Raw genomic sequence first — 20,782 nt, 5'->3', positions numbered from 1 at the left:
TGCCATCGGAGTGCACCCCGCGCATCGTCCAAGCGAGCCTGACGCCAGGCGTGAAGGTCCCGCATCCACGCCATTCGCGGGAATACCTCACGGCAGGCGAGCCAGGCGTCACTGGACAAGGCAGGTCGTCACGCTAGCGTCGCACCCACCCCGCGCCTCCACGCGGTGCGAGGTGACGAGACATGACGGCCCTGAGCCACACCTATCAGTACAGCGGCCCTTCGGAGCTCGTGGCCGAGGAGCGCGGACAGGCGCTGCGCCTCATGACCTCCGGCGGCGGCGCGCCCCGGCCGTACTTCTTCGAGGGGCGCCTGCTCCAACCCCGGCTGACGGCGCTGTCGCTGCGCGCCCTGTCCCGCGTGGTGGGGACGCGCTTCCATGTCCCTCCCGCCATGCTGCACCGCATCCTGCTCGAAGCCGACCCGGTGGTGACATGCGGACGCGGCATGCTGCGTTTCGAGGGGTTCTCCGGCTGCGCCAGCACCTATGCCCGCGTGGACCTCACGCCGTCGGCCTACGAAGGTGACGTCGCCTCGTTCGGCACCACCAACGTGGACTTCAACGCGCCGATGCGGGCGGCGTTGGCCACCGTGCGCGCGGAGGAGCCGCTCGCGCTGTCCGTGGGCCACGCGGAGGTGGCGCTCCAGCGCGGCGAAGCACGGGTGGTGGAGCGCAAGGTGCCGCTGCCGCTGCGCTGGCTCAAGGGCTTCGCCGAGGTGCAGGCGTACCTGTCCCGCCTCACGCCCTTCGCGGAGCTGCCCACGACGGAGGCCCTGCGCTTCCTGCGCGGCCTTCCTCGAACACGCACCGACAAGCGCCCGCACTACCTGGTGCCCCAGGGGCGCTCGGTGCGACTGAGCTCGACGGCGGCGACGGGCGCGATGCGCCTCACCGGCCTGGAGCGCTTGCGCGTGCTGGAGGACCTGGTCCCCTTCGCGAAGCGACTCATCCTGCACGCGGACCCTCGGGGTCAGGCCAGTGCCTTCGTGCTCGACATGGGCGTCCTGCGCTTCACGCTCGCGCTCTCCGGCGAGGTGTGGCGTGGCTTCTCCGGCGAAGGGCAGACGCTGTCCGCCCTGGCACAGCGCCCCGCCGTGGAGCAGGTGCTGTCCACGCTGCGCGCGGAGCTGCGCTGGGAGGCCGTGCTGGAGCCCCGCGCGCTGGCGAGCAAGCTGTCCGCGCCCGAGGACCTCGTGTGGCACGGTCTCCAGGTGCTCGGCGTCAGGGGACTGGTGGGCTTCGATTCGCAGACGGCCGCCTTCTTCCACCGGGAGCTGCCCTTCGACCTTGAGCAGGTGGAGGCTCTCGCACCCCGCCTCTCCGACGCACGCGCGCTGCTGGAGGCGGGTGCACTGGAACCGGACGCCTCTACCCCGAACGCCTGGTGGGTGCGCGGCGCGGACGTCACCTACCACGCCCTGCTGGACGCGGATGGAGAGCCGCTGCGCTGTGGCTGCCCCTGGTTCTCCCGCCACGCCCTGGAGCGAGGCCCCTGCAAACACCTTCTCGCGGCGCAGCTACACGCCCAGCGCGCCGAGGACCCCGACGCCTCATGACGACCTCGCCCCTCGATGCGCTGCTCGCCGCTCCCAGCCCCGCCGCCTGCGCCACTCTGCTGGAGGGACTGACTCCAGCGCAGCGAAGACAGCTCGGCCCCGAGGCACTCAAGCGGGACAAGGCGCTCCGGGACGAGCACTGGTCGGACTCCCGCGAGGAACAGGCGCTCCGGCGCGAACGCTCCCGGGTGCTGGCCATGTTGTGTTTCTTCACCGTCCCGCCTTCGGACTGGACGCCCCGCCTCCTCGGTGCCCTTCCCGAGGAGGCCGCCGACCTGGCCGCGAAGCTGCGACCGGACTGGCTGGAAGACGCGGCCGAGCGGCTCGTCGCGCTCGCCCCGTCCTACTTCTGGGTGGCGCGCATGCTCATGCGCAAGGGGGTGTCCCGTCGCCCCACCCATGACAACTACACCACGGGCATGCTCTTCCTGGACACGCGCTTCCATCCGAACCCCTTCGACACGGACCCGCGACTGCTGGAGCACGAGGCGTGGCGCCTGTTCGAGGTCGAGGGCAGCGGAGAGCTGAGCCTCGCGGCGAAGGACAAGTACACCTTCGAGGACAAGACCTGGGCCTCCGTCTTCTTGCGGCACATGCGTCAGGGCACGCTGGAGCGAGGGCGCCTGCTGGACGCCACGCTGGGAGCACTGGAGCGCGACTTCGCGGCGTTTCGCGCGGGCTGGTTCTCCCGCTTCCACGAGGCACTGGAGCCAACCCCCGAGGAGCTGGCGCGACACAGGGACCGCTATCTGCGCCTCCTGGGCAGCTCCATCCCCGCGACGGTCAGCCTCGCGCTCGACGTCGTCACCGCGCTGGAGGCCCGCGAGCCCTTGCCCGTGGACTCCGCCCTGCCCGCGCTGGAGCCCGTGCTGCTGGCCCGGCACAAGGGGACCGCGCAGCAGGCGGTGAAGCTCCTCAAGGCACTCGGCGAGCGCGAGTCCGGCGCTTCCCGTGAGCGAATCACGGGGGCCCTGGCCTCCGGCCTCGCGCACGAGGCCGTGGACGTGCAGAAGGCCGTGCTGAAGGCGCTGGAGTCCCTGGCGAAGACGCCCGACGCGGCCCTTCGCACCGCCGTCGAGGAGCGGGTGGACGGCGTGGCCGCCTCGCTGAAGAAGCACGTCCAGGCATGGCTGGGTGAGAGCACGCGCCCCACGGCTTCGGAACCTCCCAGGACAGCGGACAAGAAGAAGCCCTCCGGGGAGCCTCGCGCGCCGGCCTCACCCACGGACGCGCGCTTCGCGGTGACGCCCATCGCGAGCCTCGACGAGCTGCTCTCCGCGCTCTCCACCTGCATCGAGGACGCGGGCAATCCGATGGAGGTCGAGCGCGTGCTGGATGGCGTGGCCCGACTGGGCCGACAGCGTCCCGACGACTTCGCGCGGCGGACCTCCGCCCTGGCGAAGCGCGCCAGGAAGCTGAGCGCGAAGACCTACGGAGAGTCATTGGCTGTTCGCCTCGCGGGCCTCGCACTCGCATGGCTCGCGCCTCCGGGCGAGGCCCACTCCACGCTGCGCGAGGTTCCCGAGCCGGCGCTCACGCCCGGACACGAGGTGTTCCTGCCACTGCTGAGCGAACGCATCTCCGACCTCGCGAGGGCCCTGGACGCGGGACGTGAAGAGGGCCTGTTGTCCATGCCCACCCATGAGGGCGGGTGGCTTGCTCCGGAGACGCTGGTGGCGCGCCTGCTGGCGCGCGCACCCGAGGCGGAAGAGCCCCCGCTCGCGGACCTGTGTCTCGCCCTGTGTCGGCTCGCTCCCGTTCGAGACTCGAAGGCCCTGGACCCCCTGAAACAGTCGAGCCGCTCGCGAAGTGACGCACTCAAGCTCGTCGCCTGGGCCCTGGGGCCTGGCAAGAGCGCACCTGACACAGTGGACGTGAGTGTGTCGGTGGCGCGGAGGCATCGGGGTGAAACGCCGGAGTCGGAGCACACCTTCACCGTCAAGGCGCGACGCTCCGGCAAGTTCACCTTCCACGACCTGTTCATCTCGACGTCGCCCAAGCCCATCGCGCCAGGGAAGCTCAAACGCCAGGACATTCCGGGCCTGATGCTCATCAAGGAAAACGGCGGCGGCGGCAAGCCCTACCCGCGCTGGGCGGCGACGCTCTGGCCCTCGGGACTGGAGGCGTTCTTCGCCAGCCACGCGGAGGAGCTGGCCATGAACATCGACTGGAGCGAGGCCAACTGGAGCAACGTCGTCGCCTACGAGCAGTTGCTTCACCCCTGGCTGCGCCTGGGCTCCATGGCCCGGCTGGTGCTCGCCATGGGTCTGGCGACGAAGGAGCCTGGTGAGCATGGCGTGAGCGTGGACGCCGCCATCTCCGCGCTCGCCACGGGGAGACTCACCGCCGAGGAGCTCGGGGAGATGCTGCGCGAGTTACGCCCCACGGGGCTCATCAACCTCAAGCGCCTGTCCATGACGCTGGCGCGGGTGGCCAGTGCCTCGGAGGAACATGCCGCGCAGGTGGCCCTCGCCATCCAGCGCGCCCTGAGGAAGACCTCGGAGGACACCGCCCCTCGCGACGAGGGCACGCTGGTGAAGCTGCTGCTGGAGTTGCTGGCCCAGACGGAAGGCCGGCTCACGGACGCCGAGGCGTGGGACTACCTCCAGGGCACATCCCACCGGAAGACCTTCGAGCCGCTGGCGCCTACTGCTTCTTCAACTGCGCCCCCACCGCCCCCAGCAGCGCATCGAACGACTCCTCGAAGAGCCTCACGCCGTCCACGGACAGCCGCTCCGTGATGGACTTCATCGACACGCCGCCCGCCTCCAACTGGCGCATCGTCTCCTTGGCGCCCGCGACGTCTTCCACCAGGCTGGTGCGCACCTTGCCGTGGTCCCGGAAGGCGTCGATGGTCGCCGGGGGCATGGTGTTGACGGTGTCGGGGCCGATGAGCTCTTCCACGTAGAGCACATCCCGCAGCTTCGGATTCTTCGTGCTGGTGCTCGCCCACAGCACGCGCTGTGCGCGCGCGCCCTTCGCGGCGAGGGCCTTCCAACGTGCGCTGCTGAAGAGCTCCTGGTAGATGCGATAGGCGAGCCTCGCGTTGGCGATGGCCACCTTGCCGCTCAGGGCCTCCAGCGTCTTGCGCTGCTCGGCGGAGGCGCCCGATTTGAGCCGCTGCTCGATTTCCTTGTCGGCCGCCACGTCGATGCGACTGACGAAGAACGAGGCCACGCTGGCCACCGTGCTCAAGTCTCCACCCGCCTTGGCGAACTTCTCCAGCCCGGACAGGTACGCCTCGGCGATCTGCCGATAGCGCTGCTGACTGAAGAGGAGCGTCACGTTGATGTTGAGCCCCTCCGTGATGAGCTGCTGGAAGGCGGGCACCCCGGCCTCCGTGCCAGGGACCTTGATCATCACGTTCGGTCGCGCCAGCGTCTTCCAGAGCCGCCGGGCCTCCTCGAGCGTGGCCTGCGTCTGGTTCGCGAGCCGGGGAGAGACCTCCAGCGACGCGAAGCCATCCTTCCCCTTCAGCGCGTCATAGACGGGCCGGAGGATGTCGGCGGCGCCCTGGACGTCGCGCACCGCGAGCTGCTCGTAGACGTCATTGGCGGAGAGCCCCTTGGCGCGCGCCGCCACGAACAGGTCCGCGTAGTCCTCGCTGCCCGACACCGCCTTCTGGAAGATGGTGGGGTTGGAGGTGAGGCCCTTGAGCCCATCCTCGTCGATGAGCTTCTTGAGCGTGCCCTGGGTGATGTAGCTCCGCTGGAGGTTGTCCACCCAGACGGCCTGGCCGAACTCCGCGAGCTGACGCAGTGGATTCATTGGGACGTTCCTCCCCTGGTCCTCAATCTGCCCATGCCACGTTCGCCCGTGAGCGGGCCTGCGCCCAGGAGCCCCCCCGCCGGGCTGCTCTCCGAAGAGAGGACCCTCGGACCCTCCCTCCCCTTCATGGCCGCGCCGCTTCACCAGGGACTCCACCGTCAACACCCTACGGGGGTCCCCAGCCCGGAGAGAGACGATGGCAGACACACTGGCAGAGCTCGCGGCGCAGCTTCGAGTCGATAGCATCCGAGCGACGACCGCGGCGGGCTCGGGACACCCCAGCTCCTCCATGTCCGCGGCCGACATCGTCGCGGTGCTGTTCCAGAAGTACCTGCGCTTCGACTTCCAAAACCCGAAGGCCCCCGACAACGACCGCTTCGTGCTCTCCAAGGGCCACGCCTGCCCGGTCCTCTATGCGGCGTTCAAGGCGGTGGGCGCCATCGACGACGCGGAGTTGCTGTCGCTGCGCAAGCTCGGCAGCCGGCTGGAGGGGCACCCCAACCCGCATGTGCTGCCACTCGTGGACGTGGCCACCGGCTCGCTCGGCCAGGGGCTCGCCGTGGGCGTGGGCATGGCGCTGATGGCGCGGCTGGACCAGCGGAGCTTCCGCACCTACGTGATGATGGGCGACAGCGAGACGGCGGAAGGCTCGGTCTGGGAGGCGTTCGACAAGGCCTCTCACTACCGGCTCGACAACCTCTGCGCCCTCATCGACATGAACCGCCTGGGCCAGAGCGGGCCGACGGAGCTGGGCTGGAACGACGAGGCCTATGTCGCGCGGGCCCGCGCCTTCGGCTGGCATGCGCTGGCCGTGGACGGACATGACCTGGGCGCCATCGACCGCGCCCTCGCCGAGGCCCAGTCCACGAAGGGCAAGCCCACCTGCCTCATCTTCAAGACGGAGAAGGGCCACGGCTACTCGCTCATCGCGAACAAGGAAGGCTGGCACGGCAAGCCCCTGCCCGAGGACAAGGCGCGCGAGGCCATCCAGGAGCTCGGCGGTGAGCGTCACCTGCGCATCGAGGTGAAGAAGCCGGAAGCGACGCGCCCCGCCCCCCAGGAGTCGGCCGCGCCGTTGAAGCTGCCGGGCTACGCCACCGACGAGAAGGTCGCCACCCGCAAGGTCTACGGCGATGCCCTGAAGGCGCTCGGTGACGCGCACCCGGACCTCGTCGCGTTGGACGCGGAGGTGTCCAACTCCACGTACTCGGAGGAGCTGCACAAGGCCCATCCCCGGCGCTACTTCGAGATGTACATCGCCGAGCAGAACATGGTGTCCAGCGGAGTGGGCATGGCGGTGCTGGGCAAGCGCGTCTTCATCAGCACCTTCGCGGCCTTCCTGTCGCGCGCGTATGACCAGATTCGCATGGCGGCCGTCTCCAACGCGACGCTGCACCTGTGCGGCAGCCACGCGGGCTGCTCCATCGGCGAGGACGGCCCCTCGCAGATGGGACTCGAGGACCTGGCGATGATGCGCGCCGTCGCGGGCAGCACCGTGCTGTACCCGAGCGACGCCAACCAGACGGCCGCGTTGATGGCCCACCTGGTGGACCTGCCCGGCATCAGCTACCTGCGGACCACCCGCGCGAAGACGCCCGTCCTGTACTCGGCCACCGAGAAGTTCCCCATCGGCGGGTGCAAGGTGCTCCGACGCTCCGACAAGGACGTGGCGACGATTGTCGCCGCGGGCATCACCCTGCACGAAGCGCTGGACGCGCATGCGCGGCTCCAGGAAGCCGGTGTCTCCGTGCGCGTCATCGACCTCTACTCCGTGAAGCCCGTGGACGTGAAGACGCTGCGGCAGGCCGCGCGGGAGACCCAGGGGCGGCTCATCGTCGTCGAGGACCACTGGGCCGAGGGCGGACTCGCGGACGCGGTGCTCGAGGCCTTCTCCGACGAGCCCCAGCCACTGCCCAGCGTGAAGCGCCTGGCGGTGCGCAAGCTGCCCGGCTCCGGCAAGCCCGAGGAATTGTTGAGCGCGGCCGGCATCGACGCGGAGCACATCGTCCAGGCCGTCATGGCCCTGACGGACGCGCCGGGCTCCAGCGACGCTCCCGAGGCGAAGGCGCCGCATCCTCGTGGACGAAAGAACGCATAGCCGGGGGCTCCAACAGGGGCCGTCGGACGTGCGAGAGTCCCACCCTCGATGACCTACGACCTTCAGTCCCTCACCGAGCTTTCCACCCTCGAAAACCTCGTGAGCACCCAGGGCGTGGCGGCGTTGCTCGCCACCCTGGACGAGGTACTCGCGCGCACGCCGCCCGACGCGCTCGTGTTGAAGGAAGACGGCCCCGCCGTCGGACCCAGGACGCTGCGAGTCCTCCGCAAGGCCGTCGAGTTCGACGCCACCTTCCTTCAAGCGCACCCCGAGGCCCTCTTCCAGAGCCTCTACAACCGCCTGCGCTGGCACGACGCGCCCGACGCCGCCACGCACTTCGCGCCCGAGAGCCAGGGCCCGTGGAGCCATCCCGACGCGCATCTGTTCGCGCTCGCGAACCACTGGCGGAAGCAACGGGACGCGGCGGGCGCGGCGCCCTGGGTGGAGTCCCTGCTGCCGCTGCGCGGCGCCCTGGAGAGCGCGGACTCGCTCTTCTGGCACGACGCCCAGGTGCTGTGCGCGGCCTACAGCCCGTCGGGGACAAAGCTCGCCACCGGCTCCTGGTCCGACGACGGCAACGTGCGCGTCTGGGACGTGGCCACCGGCGAGTGCCTCCAGGTGATGGCGGGCCACGAGGGCGAGGTGCGGGGCCTGGCCTGGAGCGCGGACGGAACGCGACTGGCATCAGGCTCCAGGGACCATGACGCCCGCATCTGGGATGTGGAGACCGGAGCGCTCCTGAAGGAGTTTCCGGGTCAGGAGGGACAGGTGACCTCGGTCGCCTTCAGCCCGGATGGACGCCTGCTCGCCACCGGCAACCTGGGGTGGCGCGTGCACGTGTTCGACGTGGACTCCGGCCGCGCGGTGAAGACGCTGAAGGGACATGAGCAGTCCGTGCTGAGCCTGTCCTTCCACCCGTCGGGGCGCTGGCTCGCGAGCGGCGGCTCCGACTCCACGCTGAGAATCTGGGACACCGCGACGTGGACGCAGGTGGAGCGCATCGCCTCCGACGGATACGTCGACACGGTGGAGTTCAGTCCGGATGGCGAGTGGATTGCCTGGGCGGTGTTCGAGGGCATCGCCGTGGCGGACACCCGGACGTGGACCCGGCTGCCGGGCTCGCGCGGCGAGGGGCGCTACTCCCAGGTCGCCTGGCTCGGAACGAGCCGGCTGGGTCTGCTGTCCTACAACCGGGTGGAGGTCGTGGACGTCCGCGAAGGCACCTCCTTGTGGTCCAGGCCCTACCCCTCCGATGGCCATCAGCGCGGCGCGGCCTTCTCTCCCGACGGCAAGCACTTCGCGTTGACGGCGGCCGATGGCGGCCTGCTCGTGAGCGACCTCTACACTTCGCCGCCGCCCGTCCTCCTGGCGGAGCCGCATCGCATGAAACAGCTCTGGGGCCAGCCAGAGGGGGGGCTCGCCATCGCCCAGCGGTTCGACGCGTGGCTCGCCATCGACGCCCAGGGGCGCGTTCGCAACTGTCCTCCCGACCTCGACGAAACACCCATGCAGCCGTGGTGCTTCAGTCCCGATGGGACCCTGGCCGCCTATGGCATCCATCTCATGATGGAGACGCCCGCCCGGCGCGGGGTCCGGTTGCTCGACGCGAAGAGCCTGACTCCGGTGCGGACCCTGTTCGCCAGGCCGCTGGACCCGAACGACACGAAGAAGCGCCTCAGCATGAAACAACCCCTGGCCTTCTCTCCGGACGGCCAGTGGGTGGCGGCGGCGCTCGAGTATGGGTGCGTGCGAATCTGGCGCGTCTCCGATGGAGCCCTGCTGCACACCCTGCGCGGCGCGAAGGGACCCGTCACCCTGGTGACCTTCACCCCGGACGGCGCCCACGTCGTGTGTGGTTATTCCGAGGACGCTCGCGTGTGGGTGTACGAGGTGACGAGCGGCAGGAACGTCCTGACCACCCGGACCCTGCTGGAGCCCGAGCCCGCGTACGCGGCGGCGACCCGCGCGCCTCGCATCGCCGTGGGACGCGCCTCTGGAGAGCTGGAGGTCTACGATTTGACGACGGGCTCACTGCGGCTCATCCAGGTCAGCAACGACGACATCGTGGCCGTGGGGCTCTCCGCGGATGGCTCGCTCGTGGCGGCCTGTGGGTTGGACAGGCGAGTGCGCCTCTTCGATGTCCAGACGGGCGCGCTCAAGTACGAGCTGCCGCATCCGTCCCTCCCCTTCTCCGTGTCCGTGGGAGAGGACCTGCTCGTCACCCAGTCCAATGACCAGGTGACGCGCCTCTTCGACCTGGCCACGGGCGCGCCTCGCGAGGAGTTGCCTGGCAGCGCCACTCCGGAAGACGTCACGCGTCGCCGGTTCTGGGAAGTCCTGGGCGAGGGGCCCGTCTCCTTCCATCGCCAGGAGGACCCCACGCCCCTGACGCACTTCCAGGATGGGCTGGAGGAGACCGTCATCCTGCGGGAGGGACTGGTCGTGGCCCGGGGTCGGAGCATCAAGGACTTCCTCTATGTGCTGAGGATTCACGCCCCCACCGGAGGGAATTGATTCCGGGCGGCGGACGGGAAATGCGCCAGTTCAGGCCAGGGGGGCTCTACGGGGTGAAGTCCTCATCCCCCACCCCTGGAGCACCCCATGGCCTCGTGGCTTGATCTCTCATTCCGACGCCCCCCCGTCGTGACGACTCCCGTGGAGGTCAAGCCTCCTCCTCCGCCCCCTCCGCCGCCGCCCGAGCCTCCTCCGGCCGTCGGAATGCCCACGAAGGACGAGTTCATCGCGGGCTCGAAGCTCCCCACGGGACCGGACCTGACGGGTGCCCCCCAGTGCGCGCCAGATCTTCTCGCGCCCCGCCCCCCTTCCACGCCAGAAGCCGTGCCGGGTCTGATTTCCCCCGCGCCCCCTCCCGCGCCGGGAGCCGCGCCGGGTCTTCTCATCCCCCCGCCGCCTCTCGCGCCGGGACCCGCGCCCAGCCTTCTTGCCCCTCCGCCCCCTCCCGCGCCGGGACCCGGGCCTGTCGCGCCCGAATCGCCTCTCGGCCTTATCCCCACTGTCGAATTGGCCACCCAGGCGGTGGCGGCGGAATTCCAGACGGGAGGCCCCGCTGCGGCATCACAGAAGCTGTCGGACCTCGTCATGGACCCCAGGACCCCTCCGGGCTTCACCGACGAGTTGCTCAAGGCGGCGGCGCCCACGCTCCAAGCCATCAGCGACTCGCTGGGCGAGCGCACCCGGAATGGCAAGCTGGATGACGACAAGAAGGATGCCCACGGCAGGTTCAACACCACCCACGAGACGCTGAAGAACCTGTCCGTGGTCGCCAACAAGGCCGGCCCGGAGGGCGTCAAGCTCCTGGGACAGACCCTGGCGGCTGCGACCCCCGACAAGTCCGAGCTCAATCAGTTCGACGACAAGCTCAAGGCGCTTCAGAAGGAGAAGACGCCTGGACTCGACAAGCTCGCGGGCTCGCTCGTGACGGAGCTCGAAGCCTCGGGCAAGAGCAAGGCCGCGAAGGAGCTGCGCAAGGAGCACGTGTCGCTCGCGGAGCTCCCACCGCCGCCGCCCCCCCAGAAGCCTCGCTGGGAGGAGGACATGAAGCTGGCTGACGCCCACAACGCCCACTCCACCAACACCCGCGGCGACTTCAATAAAGCCGCCAAGGGGGACTACAACTGGATGGAGGGCGACGTCAGCATGGAAATCAATGACAAGGGTCGCATCGAAATGCGGCACGACCCCATCCATGAGAAGGGCGACAACCTCACCCTCACGGAATGGCTGAACAAGGGGAAGGAGCTCGGGGTCGGCCTCAAGCTGGACGTGAAGGATGAAGCCGTCTTCGGCCAGGGGTTCCTGAACGAAGTCCGCGCGGCTGGCGTTCCAGAGCATCAACTCATGTTCAACTACGGCTTCCAAAAGGCAGCCGACCATGGGGTTGAGACGCGGGCGATGTTCCCCGGAGCCACCATCGCCATCAACCCTCCCTCCCCCGACAAGGTCCCAAAGGGGTCCGACCCGATCTCCGAAATGGTGAAGATGGTCGAGACTGGCGGCGTCACAAAGCCTGTCACCTTCGTCTTCGAGTACGGCAAGCACCCCACGAATCCAGCCGACATCGCACGGTTGCAGGACCTGGGGCCCATCTCTGTCTGGAGAGGCGCGACGCTCACCGGAATGAGCGAAGAGGATGCCACCAGACACCTGAAGAAAGACCTGGGCTACACAGGAATGATCGACCTCAAGGAGACCGCCATGAACGACCCCGGGGCGGCCATCAAGGATACCGTCGACAAGGGGATGAACTACGCGGTGGATTTCGCCCAGGAGCCGGGAAAGTACCTGAAGAAGCTCATCTGAGCTGAGCGTGGGCCCCGCTTCATCCAGGGCCCTCCCTCAACGCGGGGATCACCCCACCCGCTGCCCACCGACGGTCAGGTCGTCGAGCCACCGGTCGGTGGGCCCGGAGGTGTCATCGCCGTCGCTTCGGAATCCTTGTGCGACCGTACGGCGGCGGACGGGAAATGCGCCACTTCAGGCCAGGGGGGCTCCACGGGGTGAAGTCCTCATCCCCCACCCCTGGAGCACCTCATGGCCTCTTGGCTTGATCTCGCATTCCGACGCCCCCCCGTCGCGACGACGCCCGTGGAGGTCCAGCCTCCGCCGCCACCGCCTCCGCCCCCGCCCGAGCCCCCTCCGGCCGTCGGAATGCCCACGAAGGACGAGTTCGTGGCGGGCTCGAAGCTGCCCACCGGACCGGACCTGACGGGCGCCCCGACGTTTCAACCCCTGGTGGCGGCCAGTTCGACAGCCAAGCCCGAGTCTGAGTACGGCCCGTCGATTTCAACCAACACCGCCAAGCCCGAGTCCGAGTACGACCCTTCGACTTCAAGCAACATCGCCAAGCCCGAGTCCGAGTACAGCGATCCGAGCGGCGTCGCGGGCGACGCGCTCGAAGTCGACAGGGCCTTTCGCGCGGGAGGTGCGTCACAGGCTGCCCAAACCCTGGCGGACCTCACCATGCAGCACCGGGCCGAGCCAGGGTATGCGGACACCCTGCTTAAGACCTCCGCCAGGACGCTCCAGGACATCTCCAGCGAGCTGGGAGAGCGCGCCAACAAGGGCAAGCTGGATGACCCCAAGAAGGACTCCCACGGGAAGTACAACACCACCTATGAGACACTGAAGAACCTGTCCGTGGTCGCCGGGCAGGTCGGCCCCGACAGCCTCAAGCTCCTGGGTCAAACCCTGGCGGCGTCGACGCCCGACAAGTCGGACATCAACCAGCTCGACGACAAGCTGAAGGAGCTCAAGTCGGAGAACATGCCCGGCCTGGACAAGCTCGCGGGAACGCTCGTGACGGAGCTCGAGGCCTCGGGCAAGAACAAGGCCGCGAAGGCGCTGCGCGAGGAGCACAAGCCTCTGGCGGAGGTCCCTCCTGGCCCTCCGCCAGACGGAAACCGTTGGGTGCCCGGCACGCCCCTCGCGCTCGCGAAGAACGCCCACGCCACCAACCTCCGCGATGACTTCAACCACGCCAAGAACGGGGACTACAACTGGTTCGAAGGGGACATCCGCATGGAGCTCAATCGCGAGGGCAAAATCGAGATGCGTCACGGCGGCAATGAGACCGGCGACAATCTCACCCTGATGGAGTGGCTGAACAAGGGCAAGGAACAAGGGGTCGGTCTCAAGCTGGACGTGAAGGATGACCGAGTCTTCAACAACAGGTTCCTCGAAGACGTCAGGGCCGCCGGTGTCCCCAACGAACGGCTCATGTTCAATTACGGCTTCGACGTCATGAGCAAACATGGAAAAGCCACACGCGACATGTTTCCCGGTGCGACCCTCGCCATCAACCCGCCAGGCGAGGGTTCGATGGATGAGAAGATCGCCCAAATGACAGCCGCGGTCGAATGCGGAGGCCTCACACGCCCCGTCACCTTCGTCTTCGAGTATGGCCAGCACCCCACGAAACCCGCGCAAATCGAGGCGCTGGAGAAGCTGGGGCCCATCTCCATCTGGCGGGGGAATACGTTCGACGGACAGAGCAAGAAGAAAGCCGAAGACGAGCTGCGTGCCCTGAACATCACGGGAATGATCGACCTCAAGGAAGGAGTCATGAGCAAGGTCCGGGACACCGTCCCGGGTCTTGACCACCTCCGGTTCTAGCCGTCAGCGCGGGGAGCACCCCACCCGCTGCCCACCGACGGCCAGGTCGTCGAGCCACCAGTCGGTGGGCATGGAGAGCCCCTGGTAGAGGAAGACGCCCGCCTCCAGCACCGTGAAGCTCCGGGCCTTCTCCCGCTTCGGAGGCGTGTCCGTGGGCGGGTCGGAGAAGACGAACTTCCGGGGCCATGCGAGCTCCACGCCGTCGAGCCAGACACGCGGCTCGGCGGCCTCCGGGGCCTCCCCGTTCGCCGCGTCGAAGAGCCACTCCAGACACACCCATCGGTCCAGCACGAGCGGCGTGTCGGAGACCTGCACCCACTCCGGAAAGCCGGGCGGCTCCGGCGGATGCCAGAGGGCCATGTATTTCTCCTGGTACGTCGCCACCTCGTACCAGTCGAGCGCATGGAACGCGCCGTCATCGCTCCCGGGCCGGGGATAGCGCGCGTTGAAGAGTCCCGCGTGCGAGGCCGGACGCGCGGGCGTCGTGTAGACGAAGACACGCCCCCAGAGCACGGGGCCGAAGTCCCCGGGCAACTCGAAGCGCACCGTCTTCTTCGGTCCCCCCTGCTCGCCCTCCCGGCCTCCCACCAACTGGCTGGCATGCAGCGCATACCTGCCGCCATGGGCCCGGGTGTCATCCACGACGAGCCGCCCGCTGAACTCGTCACGGTGCGGTGTCCAACCCGCGGGCAGGCGCCCCTCCTCGAAGTCCCAGCACAGCGTCTCCCCCGCCGAGCACCCCGGGGACGACGGCCGGTGAGCACACGCGAGGCAAAGGACAACCAAGGCCAGTCCGACACTCCAAGGGGCGGCGATTCGGGCGCGCAAGCAGGAGTCCTCGTCAAAGGCTCCAATCTCGCACGCCGGCCCAGGGCTGTCCCGCCGACCTCCCTCAGACCCAGATCTGACTGTTGCCGATCTCCGCCTTCTGGAGCGCCTCGAAGGAGGGATAGGCCTTCGCCGCGTCATGGTTGTAGCTGTCGTAGCTGGACCAGACGCCGTTCTCCTGGCGCACGGTGAAGAAGTGGCCGCGGGTGGTGTCCGCAATCACACCCACGCCCCGCTTCTTGAGCGTGTCCGCGTCACTCTGGGCCAGGCCATACAACCCCAGGACGGACGGGTCATTGCCATCCATCACCATCTCCTGGGCCTCCTTGTTCGGCAGGCCGAGCGCCGTCTCGTAGTGCTGCGTCGCCTTCTGGATGAACTCGTCCCGCGTCAGCCCGCCATTGGTGAAGTGGTACAGCGCATAGAAACCACAGAGCTTGGAGTCGGGAGGCGTCTTCGGCTGCTTCAGGAACTTGTAGGGCACGGTGCACCAGGGTGGTTGGAGAGCGTGAGACCGGAAGCCCCGGCCGCACATCCCCGAGACGACACGCCCCCGGGGCTTGTGACACGTCCGCCACGTGCGAGGTGTAGCGGGAAACTTCACAAAATCACCCCGTGAGTAACCCATCCCGCCACGCCGTGTCCCCGCAACCGCCTGAATGACTTGCAAGCCCGCAATGGCTTGCTTCCTGCTCACAAGCCGCCCGCCACGTCGACGCCCCGCCAATCCCTCTCCGACATGACGTGGAAACCCCGTAGGAGAAAACCACTACATGTCAAAGTCAAACACGCTCCGCCCACGAGCCATGTCCTGGCTCGGCGCGGCAATGCTCTGTCTCTTCATGTCTTCCCAGGTCGCCTCGGCCGCCAGGGTTCCCGCCCCGGTTCCTCCGAAAGAGCCGCCCCAGGTCGACCCGTGCGAGTGCGGCCCCCTGGACGTGGTCTTCGCCATCGACGACACGGGCAGCATGGGCGGCTCGTTGACCGCCCTCCAGGCGAACTTCTCCAACCTGTTGACGCAAATCCAGACGTCGTCCAACGGCGACTACCGGCTGGGCCTGGTCACCTTCCAGGACGACGTCACCGTGCGCGTGGACCTGGGCGCGGGCAACGACGCCCAGATGCAGGCGCAGATCGCCAGCCTGAGCGCGAACGGCGGGTGGAACCTGCCGGAGGCGTCCGACGAGGCGCTCAACACCGTCATCCACAACATCGCCTTCCGCCCGAACCAGAACGGCGCCTTCACGGGCTACTGGCGCACGGGGGCCCGCCGGGTCGTCGTCCTCATCACCGACAACCTGCCCGGCGGCTTCAATGACTCGTACACGAGCAACGCCCTGGCCAGCCTCCAGGCGCAGGAGGCCTACAACGAGGGCATCCGGATTCACGCCGTCTACGTCCCCACGGGCGGCACGCCCGACCCCACGGTGGTGGGCATCATGCAGAACTACGCCACCGTCTCCCAGGGGGCCTACCGGCTGACGGCGCCCAGCGGCGCGGACGTGCCCCAGGCCGTGCAGGACTTCCTGAGCGACTGCCGCACCCCGTCCGACGTCTTCATCCGCGACACGCCGGCCGACAACGGCTGGGAGCCCAGCTCCGGCGCCATCTGGACGAGCCCCGACATCAAGGTGTGCAACAACGTCAACGGCTGCGCCAGCTCCACCAACCCCGTGTTCGGTACGCCCAACAACTACGTCTTCGTCACCCTGCGCAACTACGGCCCGCTGCGCCCCACCGGCCCCATTGGTGGCTCGCTGCACCTGTACTACCTGGCGTCGGGCGGCAACTCCTCCTGGGGCTCCACGAGTTGGAGGCGCATCCAGACCCAACACAACATCTTCCTGGACGCGGGCGAGACGCGTGACATCCGCATCCAGTGGGCCAACGTCCCCCTGCCCGGCCACTACTGCCTGCTGGCGCGGTGGGTGTCCGACGGCGACCCGATGAGCTACCCGGAAATCATCGGCTCCGACACCGTCACCAACACCCAGCTCAACAACAACATCGCCTGGCGCAACGTGGACGTGGTCCGGATGCTGCCCGGCGGCACGGGCACCACCACGTATGACGTGCGCCCCACGGTGGGCCATGCGACGACGCTCTTCATCCGTCCCGAGGCAGAGCCGTTCCCGGGCCGCGTGACGCTGACGCTGACGGACCGGCTGTTCGCGGCCTGGGAGGCCGCGGGCGGCGAGGCCGAGGGCCTGGAGGGTGTCGAAGGCACGACGCTGTTCTTCGGCGGCCACGGCGGCGCGCTGGGCCTCCACACCGACAAGGAGATGGATGAGCGCATCCACGTGAACTTCCTGTCGGACGGGCCCGAGGGCTTCTTCCCGATGAACATCTTCGAGAGGGATGACCGGAAGGACCCCATCGGTGGCGTGAGGTACGAGGTCAACGTCATCTCGCCGGATACGGAGCCGGTCGCCGTGGAGCTCGCGGTGCGCGGCGTCGACGGCAAGTACACGGAGCTGACGTGGCCGCACACCGTGCACCACAAGCACTACGTCGTCTACCGGAGCGAGAACCCCGAGGCGGGCGACATGGAGGCCATTGGTGAGGTCGACGTCAGCGAGGAGTTCACCGAGACGACCGCGGTGCGCTTCGTCGACGCCTCCGACGCGACTCGCCACTTCTTCTACGCGGTGGAGAGCCACACCGACGGCAACAAGACGCTCAGTGGCTGGGTGACGCTGGGGGCGCCTCCCAACCGGTAACACGCGCGGCAACCCTCCTTCCCGGGCGAACCGTGCCCGGGAAGGAGGACGTCGTCGTCAGATGGTCGGCTCGGAGATTTTCACGTCGCTCTTGTCGAAGTGGTCGAACGCCTTCGTCATGCCCCACGCGCCCAGGCCAATCGCCAGTCCCACGGCGGCTCCCGCGGGCCCGCCCCAGGCTCCCGCCGCGGCGCCGGCCGCCAGGTAGCCGCCCACCGCCGCGGTCGCCGTCGTCACGCCGCTGGCGACCGCCCAGCCATTGCCCTTCTGGATGCCGTCGTAGGCCTGCATGCCGCCACTCAGGACGCCCAGCCCCGCGGTGAGCTTCGCGAGCCCGTTCAGGCTCTTGGCGGCCTGCATGGGCGTCAGGCGCTGTCCCGCGGTGATGACGCCTCCGTCCAGCGTCAGGCCACTGCCCGCGCCACGAAGCGCGGTGGTGACGGCGCTGCCACCCGACACGACGCCGATGGTGCCCGTCACGAGCGCCACCCCGTCCTTCGCCGCGCCAAGGTAGTTGCCCTGGCTGAAGTCCCGCATGAACAGGGGACCCGCCTTGGCCAGAATCTCAGCGCTGCCGGCCAGGCCGGCAATCCCGCTCGCTCCGCCCACCAGGCGTGCCTTGGGGTCCAGGCTGAGCGACGGCTGGCCATTGAGCGCCGGCGTGAGCGCCTCCTTCAGGCGGAGCATGCCCACGGAGTTGGCTGAGACCGCCGCCTTCACCTCCTTCAAGTCGTTGCGCTCCACCTTGTCCGGGTTCAACGCCCGGTTGGGAGACATCGCGAGCGCCAGCTCATTGAAGTCCCTGACCTGTTGCGACAGGCCATCCACCGCCGCCCCGCCCAGCGACGCCTGCCCCTTGGGCAGCGCCTTGAGCGCGTCGACCGAATCGACCTTCTCGCCGTTGACGGTCAGCGTCTGTCCTTCAGGGGTGATGGAGTGCTGGGCCGTCCCGTCGGCGTTGGTGATTTTGTTGGAGGCGCGGATGAGCTCCGGTCCCGTCTTCGTGTCGACGGACACCTGCTCCTGCTCCTGGGTGCTCTTGGGGCCGTCCTTGGGCTTCAGGCTGGACGTGGTGCGCTCGTGGATCTCCACCTCGCCCCGGGCGTTGCGCTTCTCCTCGCGCGAGTAGTCCTGCACCGCGCGCGCGCCCGTCTCGTCCGTCTGGTCCAGGTGCGACGCGACGACCTTGTTCCTGTCGTCGAACGTCCGCGTCAGCTCGCTGCGAGCCTCGACGGCGGGGCCGTCCTTGGGCTGCGTGGAGGTGGTGCTCGATTCGGTGGTCTGGAGCCGGCCCTTGTCGTCCCGCTTCTCGGTGAGCGCGTAGTCGCGCACCGTGCGCGTCCCGTCCGCCTCCGTCTGGTCCGAGTGCGCCGAGGCCAGCCGCCCCTTCGCGTCGAACGTGCGCTTCGTGTCGCCCTTCACGCTGACCGGGTCCCCGTCTGGGTTCTTCGGGTCGGGCACCCGGCCCTCGGTGGTCTCCGTGACGGTGTTGCCGTCCAGCTTCTTGCGGGTGGTGACGGAGAGGTCTTCCTTGCCCTCGATGAACGTCTGGGTGTTCAGCTCGCCGGGATTGCTCGTCTGGAGCGTCCAGCTCTTGGGCGAGCCGTTCTCCTTCTCCGCCCGGTACTCCACGTCTCCCGCGGCGTCGTAGAAGCCGCTGTCGTACGAGCTCTCGCTGGGCTTCTTCTCCGGCCGGTCCAAGACCTTGCTCTCGCTCGCGGTGACGCGGGCGTTGTCCTGGGAGTACGACGTGCCGAAGGTGTAGCTGGCCTTGGCGGGCTTGCCGTCGGGGTCCTTGGCCCCCTCGGGCGGGATGTGGACCGTCTTGGTGTCCACCTTGTCCAGGGGGCGGTCGTCGTCGAACTTGCCCTTGAGCTGGTCGTTCAGCCCCTTCTCATCATCCTGGGTGCCGAAGGTCCGCGTCGTCTGGGTGGTGCCGTTCTTCGGGTCCTCCGTGAGGGTCTTCTCGACCAGGTTCTTCGTCGCGAAGTTCAGCTCCCGGGACTCGAAGAGGGCGTTGGGGTCCTCCGCCTTGCGCTTCGTCACGTCGCTGGTGCTGGAGATCTTCGACGCCGCGTCCACGTCCGGGTCCTTCCAGACGGTGCGGGTGTTGGTCAGCGTGTCCAGCTTGTGGTGGTCTTCCAGCGACTCCGACTCGACGGTGCCCTTCTCCCGGTCGAACTTCTGCGTGGAGACGTACGTCATGTCGTCGCGGTCGCCGAACCGCACCCGCTCGGTGACCTGACCCTTGTCGTCCTTCGTCACCAGCGTCGTGCCATACCCATCCGACTTCTCGACGGAGACCCCGGGCGGGAGCTTCTCCGGGTTCTGGGCCATCGTTTCCAGGGCCTGGGCACGGGCCTTCAGGTCCTTCTGGGTCTGCTTCAGCCCCTTCTCCACGCCGGTGCGCTCCTCCGCCACCGTCTGGAGGTCCACCTCCTTGCGCAGCGCCGTATCGAGGGGTGACTCCGCCGCCGCCTTCTTCAGCTCGGGGCTGGCCTGGGTGATGGCGTCGGCCTTGTCGAACTGGGCGGAGGCCCGAAGCTCGCGGGCCATCGTCGCGCCCAGCGCCAGGGTGTTGGCATCCTTGCCCTGCGACTTGAGGCCTTCGATGACGGTCGCCTGGTCCTTCTGCGCGTTGAGCTTGTCGACAATCGGCTTGCGGCCCTCGGGCCCCGCCAGCGCGGCGCTGTCGGCCAGGCTCTTCACCATGGCATTGCGGTCCTCCGCGGGCGTCTTCTTGTCACCCACCGCGTCCGCGGCCTTCTGCACCTGCGGCGCGGACTCGCTCACCAGGGCCTTGCGGTACGCGGGGTCCTGACCGAGCGCGAGCTGACGCTTGAGTTCCTCGGCGCCAGCGCGCGGGCTCTTGGAGGAGGCGTCCGCGACGCGTCTGGCATCGGAGGTCGCGGCTTCCTTCGAGGAGACGACGGACTTCGTCCCGAACAACTTCTCCTGGTCCTTGGCGGACAGGCTGCCCGCGTCGAAGACATCCTTCTGCCGGTCCGCGAGGGCGTACGGCTTGGGCAGCTTCTCCTTCTCCGCGGCGTCGTTCGCCTCCTTCTCCGCGGCGAGCGCCTTGTTGGCCGCGGCAAGGGCCTCGCGCTTGTCCTTGGCGGCGATTTCGTTCGCCGTCTTCGAGGCCTTGTCCGCCTTGTCGAGGTCCTTGGACGCCGTCTCAACCTTCTTCTGGGCCGTGTCCTTCGCGCCGGGAGAGAGCGCGACGGCGCGCTCCTTGTCCGCCTTGTCCAGCCGGGAGCCGGCGTCGCCGCGCGTCTTGCGCGCCTCCGTCGCCTTCTTCTCCGACGCGTGCGCCTTCTGCAGCGTGCGTTTGGCCTCCGTGCGCGCCTTCTCCGCCTTCTTCTTCGCCTGCGCGGCCGTGACCTTGGGAGCCTTCGGCTTCGGCTTGGGCTGCTCTACGGGCTTGCGGACCTTCGTGGGCAGCTCTCTAGGAATGGCCATGACAACCTCCTGGGGGATGGGGGAGGCGCGGGAGAACGGCGAGGAGCCCGGCACATTGCCAGCCCGCGCTTCAACATTGTCGGAATGTGAGACAGCGAGTTTCGCGACAGGATTTAATGCCTGTTTTCACCGAAAAACCCTTGCGTCACATGAAACATGAAACACATACAGCGACCGTCACGCGCCGCGAGGGTCGGCGCATGGGTCGCGTGACAGGT

General features: G+C 68.4%; 11 protein-coding genes. 7 read left to right on the top strand and 4 right to left on the bottom strand.

Translation table 11 applies throughout. The features are described 5' to 3' along the window. Nucleotides 1-182 precede the first annotated feature (182 nt). A complete protein-coding gene (locus HUA75_RS43175) occupies nucleotides 183-1,556 on the top strand; it encodes an SWIM zinc finger family protein (RefSeq protein ID WP_174489758.1) in 1,374 nt (457 codons plus the stop codon). Next, complete coding sequence (locus HUA75_RS43170) at nucleotides 1,553-4,297, top strand: DUF6493 family protein (protein WP_174489757.1); 2,745 nt, start codon at nucleotides 1,553-1,555, stop codon at nucleotides 4,295-4,297. Before HUA75_RS43175 ends, HUA75_RS43170 begins: the two co-directional genes overlap by 4 nt. On the opposite strand, the gene tal is transcribed toward HUA75_RS43170, so the two are convergent. Continuing rightward, complete coding sequence (gene tal, locus HUA75_RS43165) at nucleotides 4,203-5,324, bottom strand: transaldolase (RefSeq protein ID WP_174489756.1); 1,122 nt, start codon at nucleotides 5,322-5,324, stop codon at nucleotides 4,203-4,205. The genes HUA75_RS43170 and tal overlap by 95 nt on opposite strands. Nucleotides 5,325-5,520: 196 nt before the next feature. On the opposite strand from tal, the gene HUA75_RS43160 reads away from it, so the two are divergent. The 4 genes from HUA75_RS43160 to HUA75_RS43145 all read left to right on the top strand — a co-directional run bounded on the left by HUA75_RS43160 (nucleotide 5,521) and on the right by HUA75_RS43145 (nucleotide 13,554). Continuing rightward, a complete protein-coding gene (locus HUA75_RS43160) occupies nucleotides 5,521-7,422 on the top strand; it encodes a transketolase (RefSeq protein ID WP_174489755.1) in 1,902 nt (633 codons plus the stop codon). A 48-nt stretch (nucleotides 7,423-7,470) separates the two neighbouring features. Further along, nucleotides 7,471-9,936 carry a WD40 repeat domain-containing protein gene (locus HUA75_RS43155; protein ID WP_174489754.1) on the top strand — a complete coding sequence of 822 codons (2,466 nt, stop codon included), beginning with the start codon at nucleotides 7,471-7,473 and terminating at the stop codon, nucleotides 9,934-9,936. 585 nt (nucleotides 9,937-10,521) lie between these two features. Then, nucleotides 10,522-11,742, top strand: coding sequence for an FAM151A/B family protein (locus HUA75_RS43150; RefSeq protein ID WP_141649492.1), 1,221 nt, complete (start codon nucleotides 10,522-10,524; stop codon nucleotides 11,740-11,742). A 231-nt stretch (nucleotides 11,743-11,973) separates the two neighbouring features. Further along, nucleotides 11,974-13,554: a DUF2181 domain-containing protein gene (locus tag HUA75_RS43145; protein WP_174489753.1), complete on the top strand. Its 1,581-nt coding sequence runs from the start codon at nucleotides 11,974-11,976 to the stop codon at nucleotides 13,552-13,554. 3 nt (nucleotides 13,555-13,557) lie between these two features. Here HUA75_RS43145 and HUA75_RS43140 read toward each other — a convergent pair whose 3' ends face one another. Then, on the bottom strand, nucleotides 13,558-14,340 hold the full coding sequence (locus HUA75_RS43140; RefSeq protein WP_174489752.1) for a hypothetical protein: 783 nt from the start codon (nucleotides 14,338-14,340) through the stop codon (nucleotides 13,558-13,560). A 106-nt stretch (nucleotides 14,341-14,446) separates the two neighbouring features. Further along, nucleotides 14,447-14,866: a hypothetical protein gene (locus HUA75_RS43135; protein ID WP_174457787.1), complete on the bottom strand. Its 420-nt coding sequence runs from the start codon at nucleotides 14,864-14,866 to the stop codon at nucleotides 14,447-14,449. Between the two features lie 289 nt (nucleotides 14,867-15,155). On the opposite strand from HUA75_RS43135, the gene HUA75_RS43130 reads away from it, so the two are divergent. Continuing rightward, complete coding sequence (locus HUA75_RS43130; protein ID WP_217446544.1) at nucleotides 15,156-17,102, top strand: vWA domain-containing protein; 1,947 nt, start codon at nucleotides 15,156-15,158, stop codon at nucleotides 17,100-17,102. A gap of 57 nt (nucleotides 17,103-17,159) precedes the next feature. On the opposite strand, the gene HUA75_RS43125 is transcribed toward HUA75_RS43130, so the two are convergent. Next, entirely contained in the window at nucleotides 17,160-20,564 is a 3,405-nt protein-coding gene (locus tag HUA75_RS43125) for a hypothetical protein (RefSeq protein ID WP_174489750.1), read from the bottom strand. Nucleotides 20,565-20,782 lie beyond the last annotated feature (218 nt).

The organism is Myxococcus sp. CA040A, from assembly GCF_013336725.1.
Classification (GTDB): domain Bacteria; phylum Myxococcota; class Myxococcia; order Myxococcales; family Myxococcaceae; genus Myxococcus; species Myxococcus llanfairpwllgwyngyllgogerychwyrndrobwllllantysiliogogogochensis.
Note: the sequence above shows the minus strand (reverse complement) of the source record. Positions and strands in the feature narration are given on the sequence as shown.

Excerpts from the sequence above, each read along its gene's own strand:
- HUA75_RS43175 (WP_174489758.1), top strand. The coding sequence starts at position 183 with ATGACGGCCCTGAGCCACACCTATCAGTACAGCGGCCCTTCGGAGCTC.
- HUA75_RS43145 (WP_174489753.1), top strand. The coding sequence starts at position 11,974 with ATGGCCTCTTGGCTTGATCTCGCATTCCGACGCCCCCCCGTCGCGACG.
- HUA75_RS43155 (WP_174489754.1), top strand. The coding sequence starts at position 7,471 with ATGACCTACGACCTTCAGTCCCTCACCGAGCTTTCCACCCTCGAAAAC.
- HUA75_RS43170 (WP_174489757.1), top strand. The coding sequence starts at position 1,553 with ATGACGACCTCGCCCCTCGATGCGCTGCTCGCCGCTCCCAGCCCCGCC.
- HUA75_RS43130 (WP_217446544.1), top strand. The coding sequence starts at position 15,156 with ATGTCAAAGTCAAACACGCTCCGCCCACGAGCCATGTCCTGGCTCGGC.
- HUA75_RS43150 (WP_141649492.1), top strand. The coding sequence starts at position 10,522 with ATGGACCCCAGGACCCCTCCGGGCTTCACCGACGAGTTGCTCAAGGCG.
- HUA75_RS43125 (WP_174489750.1), bottom strand. The coding sequence starts at position 20,564 with ATGGCCATTCCTAGAGAGCTGCCCACGAAGGTCCGCAAGCCCGTAGAG.
- tal (WP_174489756.1), bottom strand. The coding sequence starts at position 5,324 with ATGAATCCACTGCGTCAGCTCGCGGAGTTCGGCCAGGCCGTCTGGGTG.
- HUA75_RS43160 (WP_174489755.1), top strand. The coding sequence starts at position 5,521 with ATGGCAGACACACTGGCAGAGCTCGCGGCGCAGCTTCGAGTCGATAGC.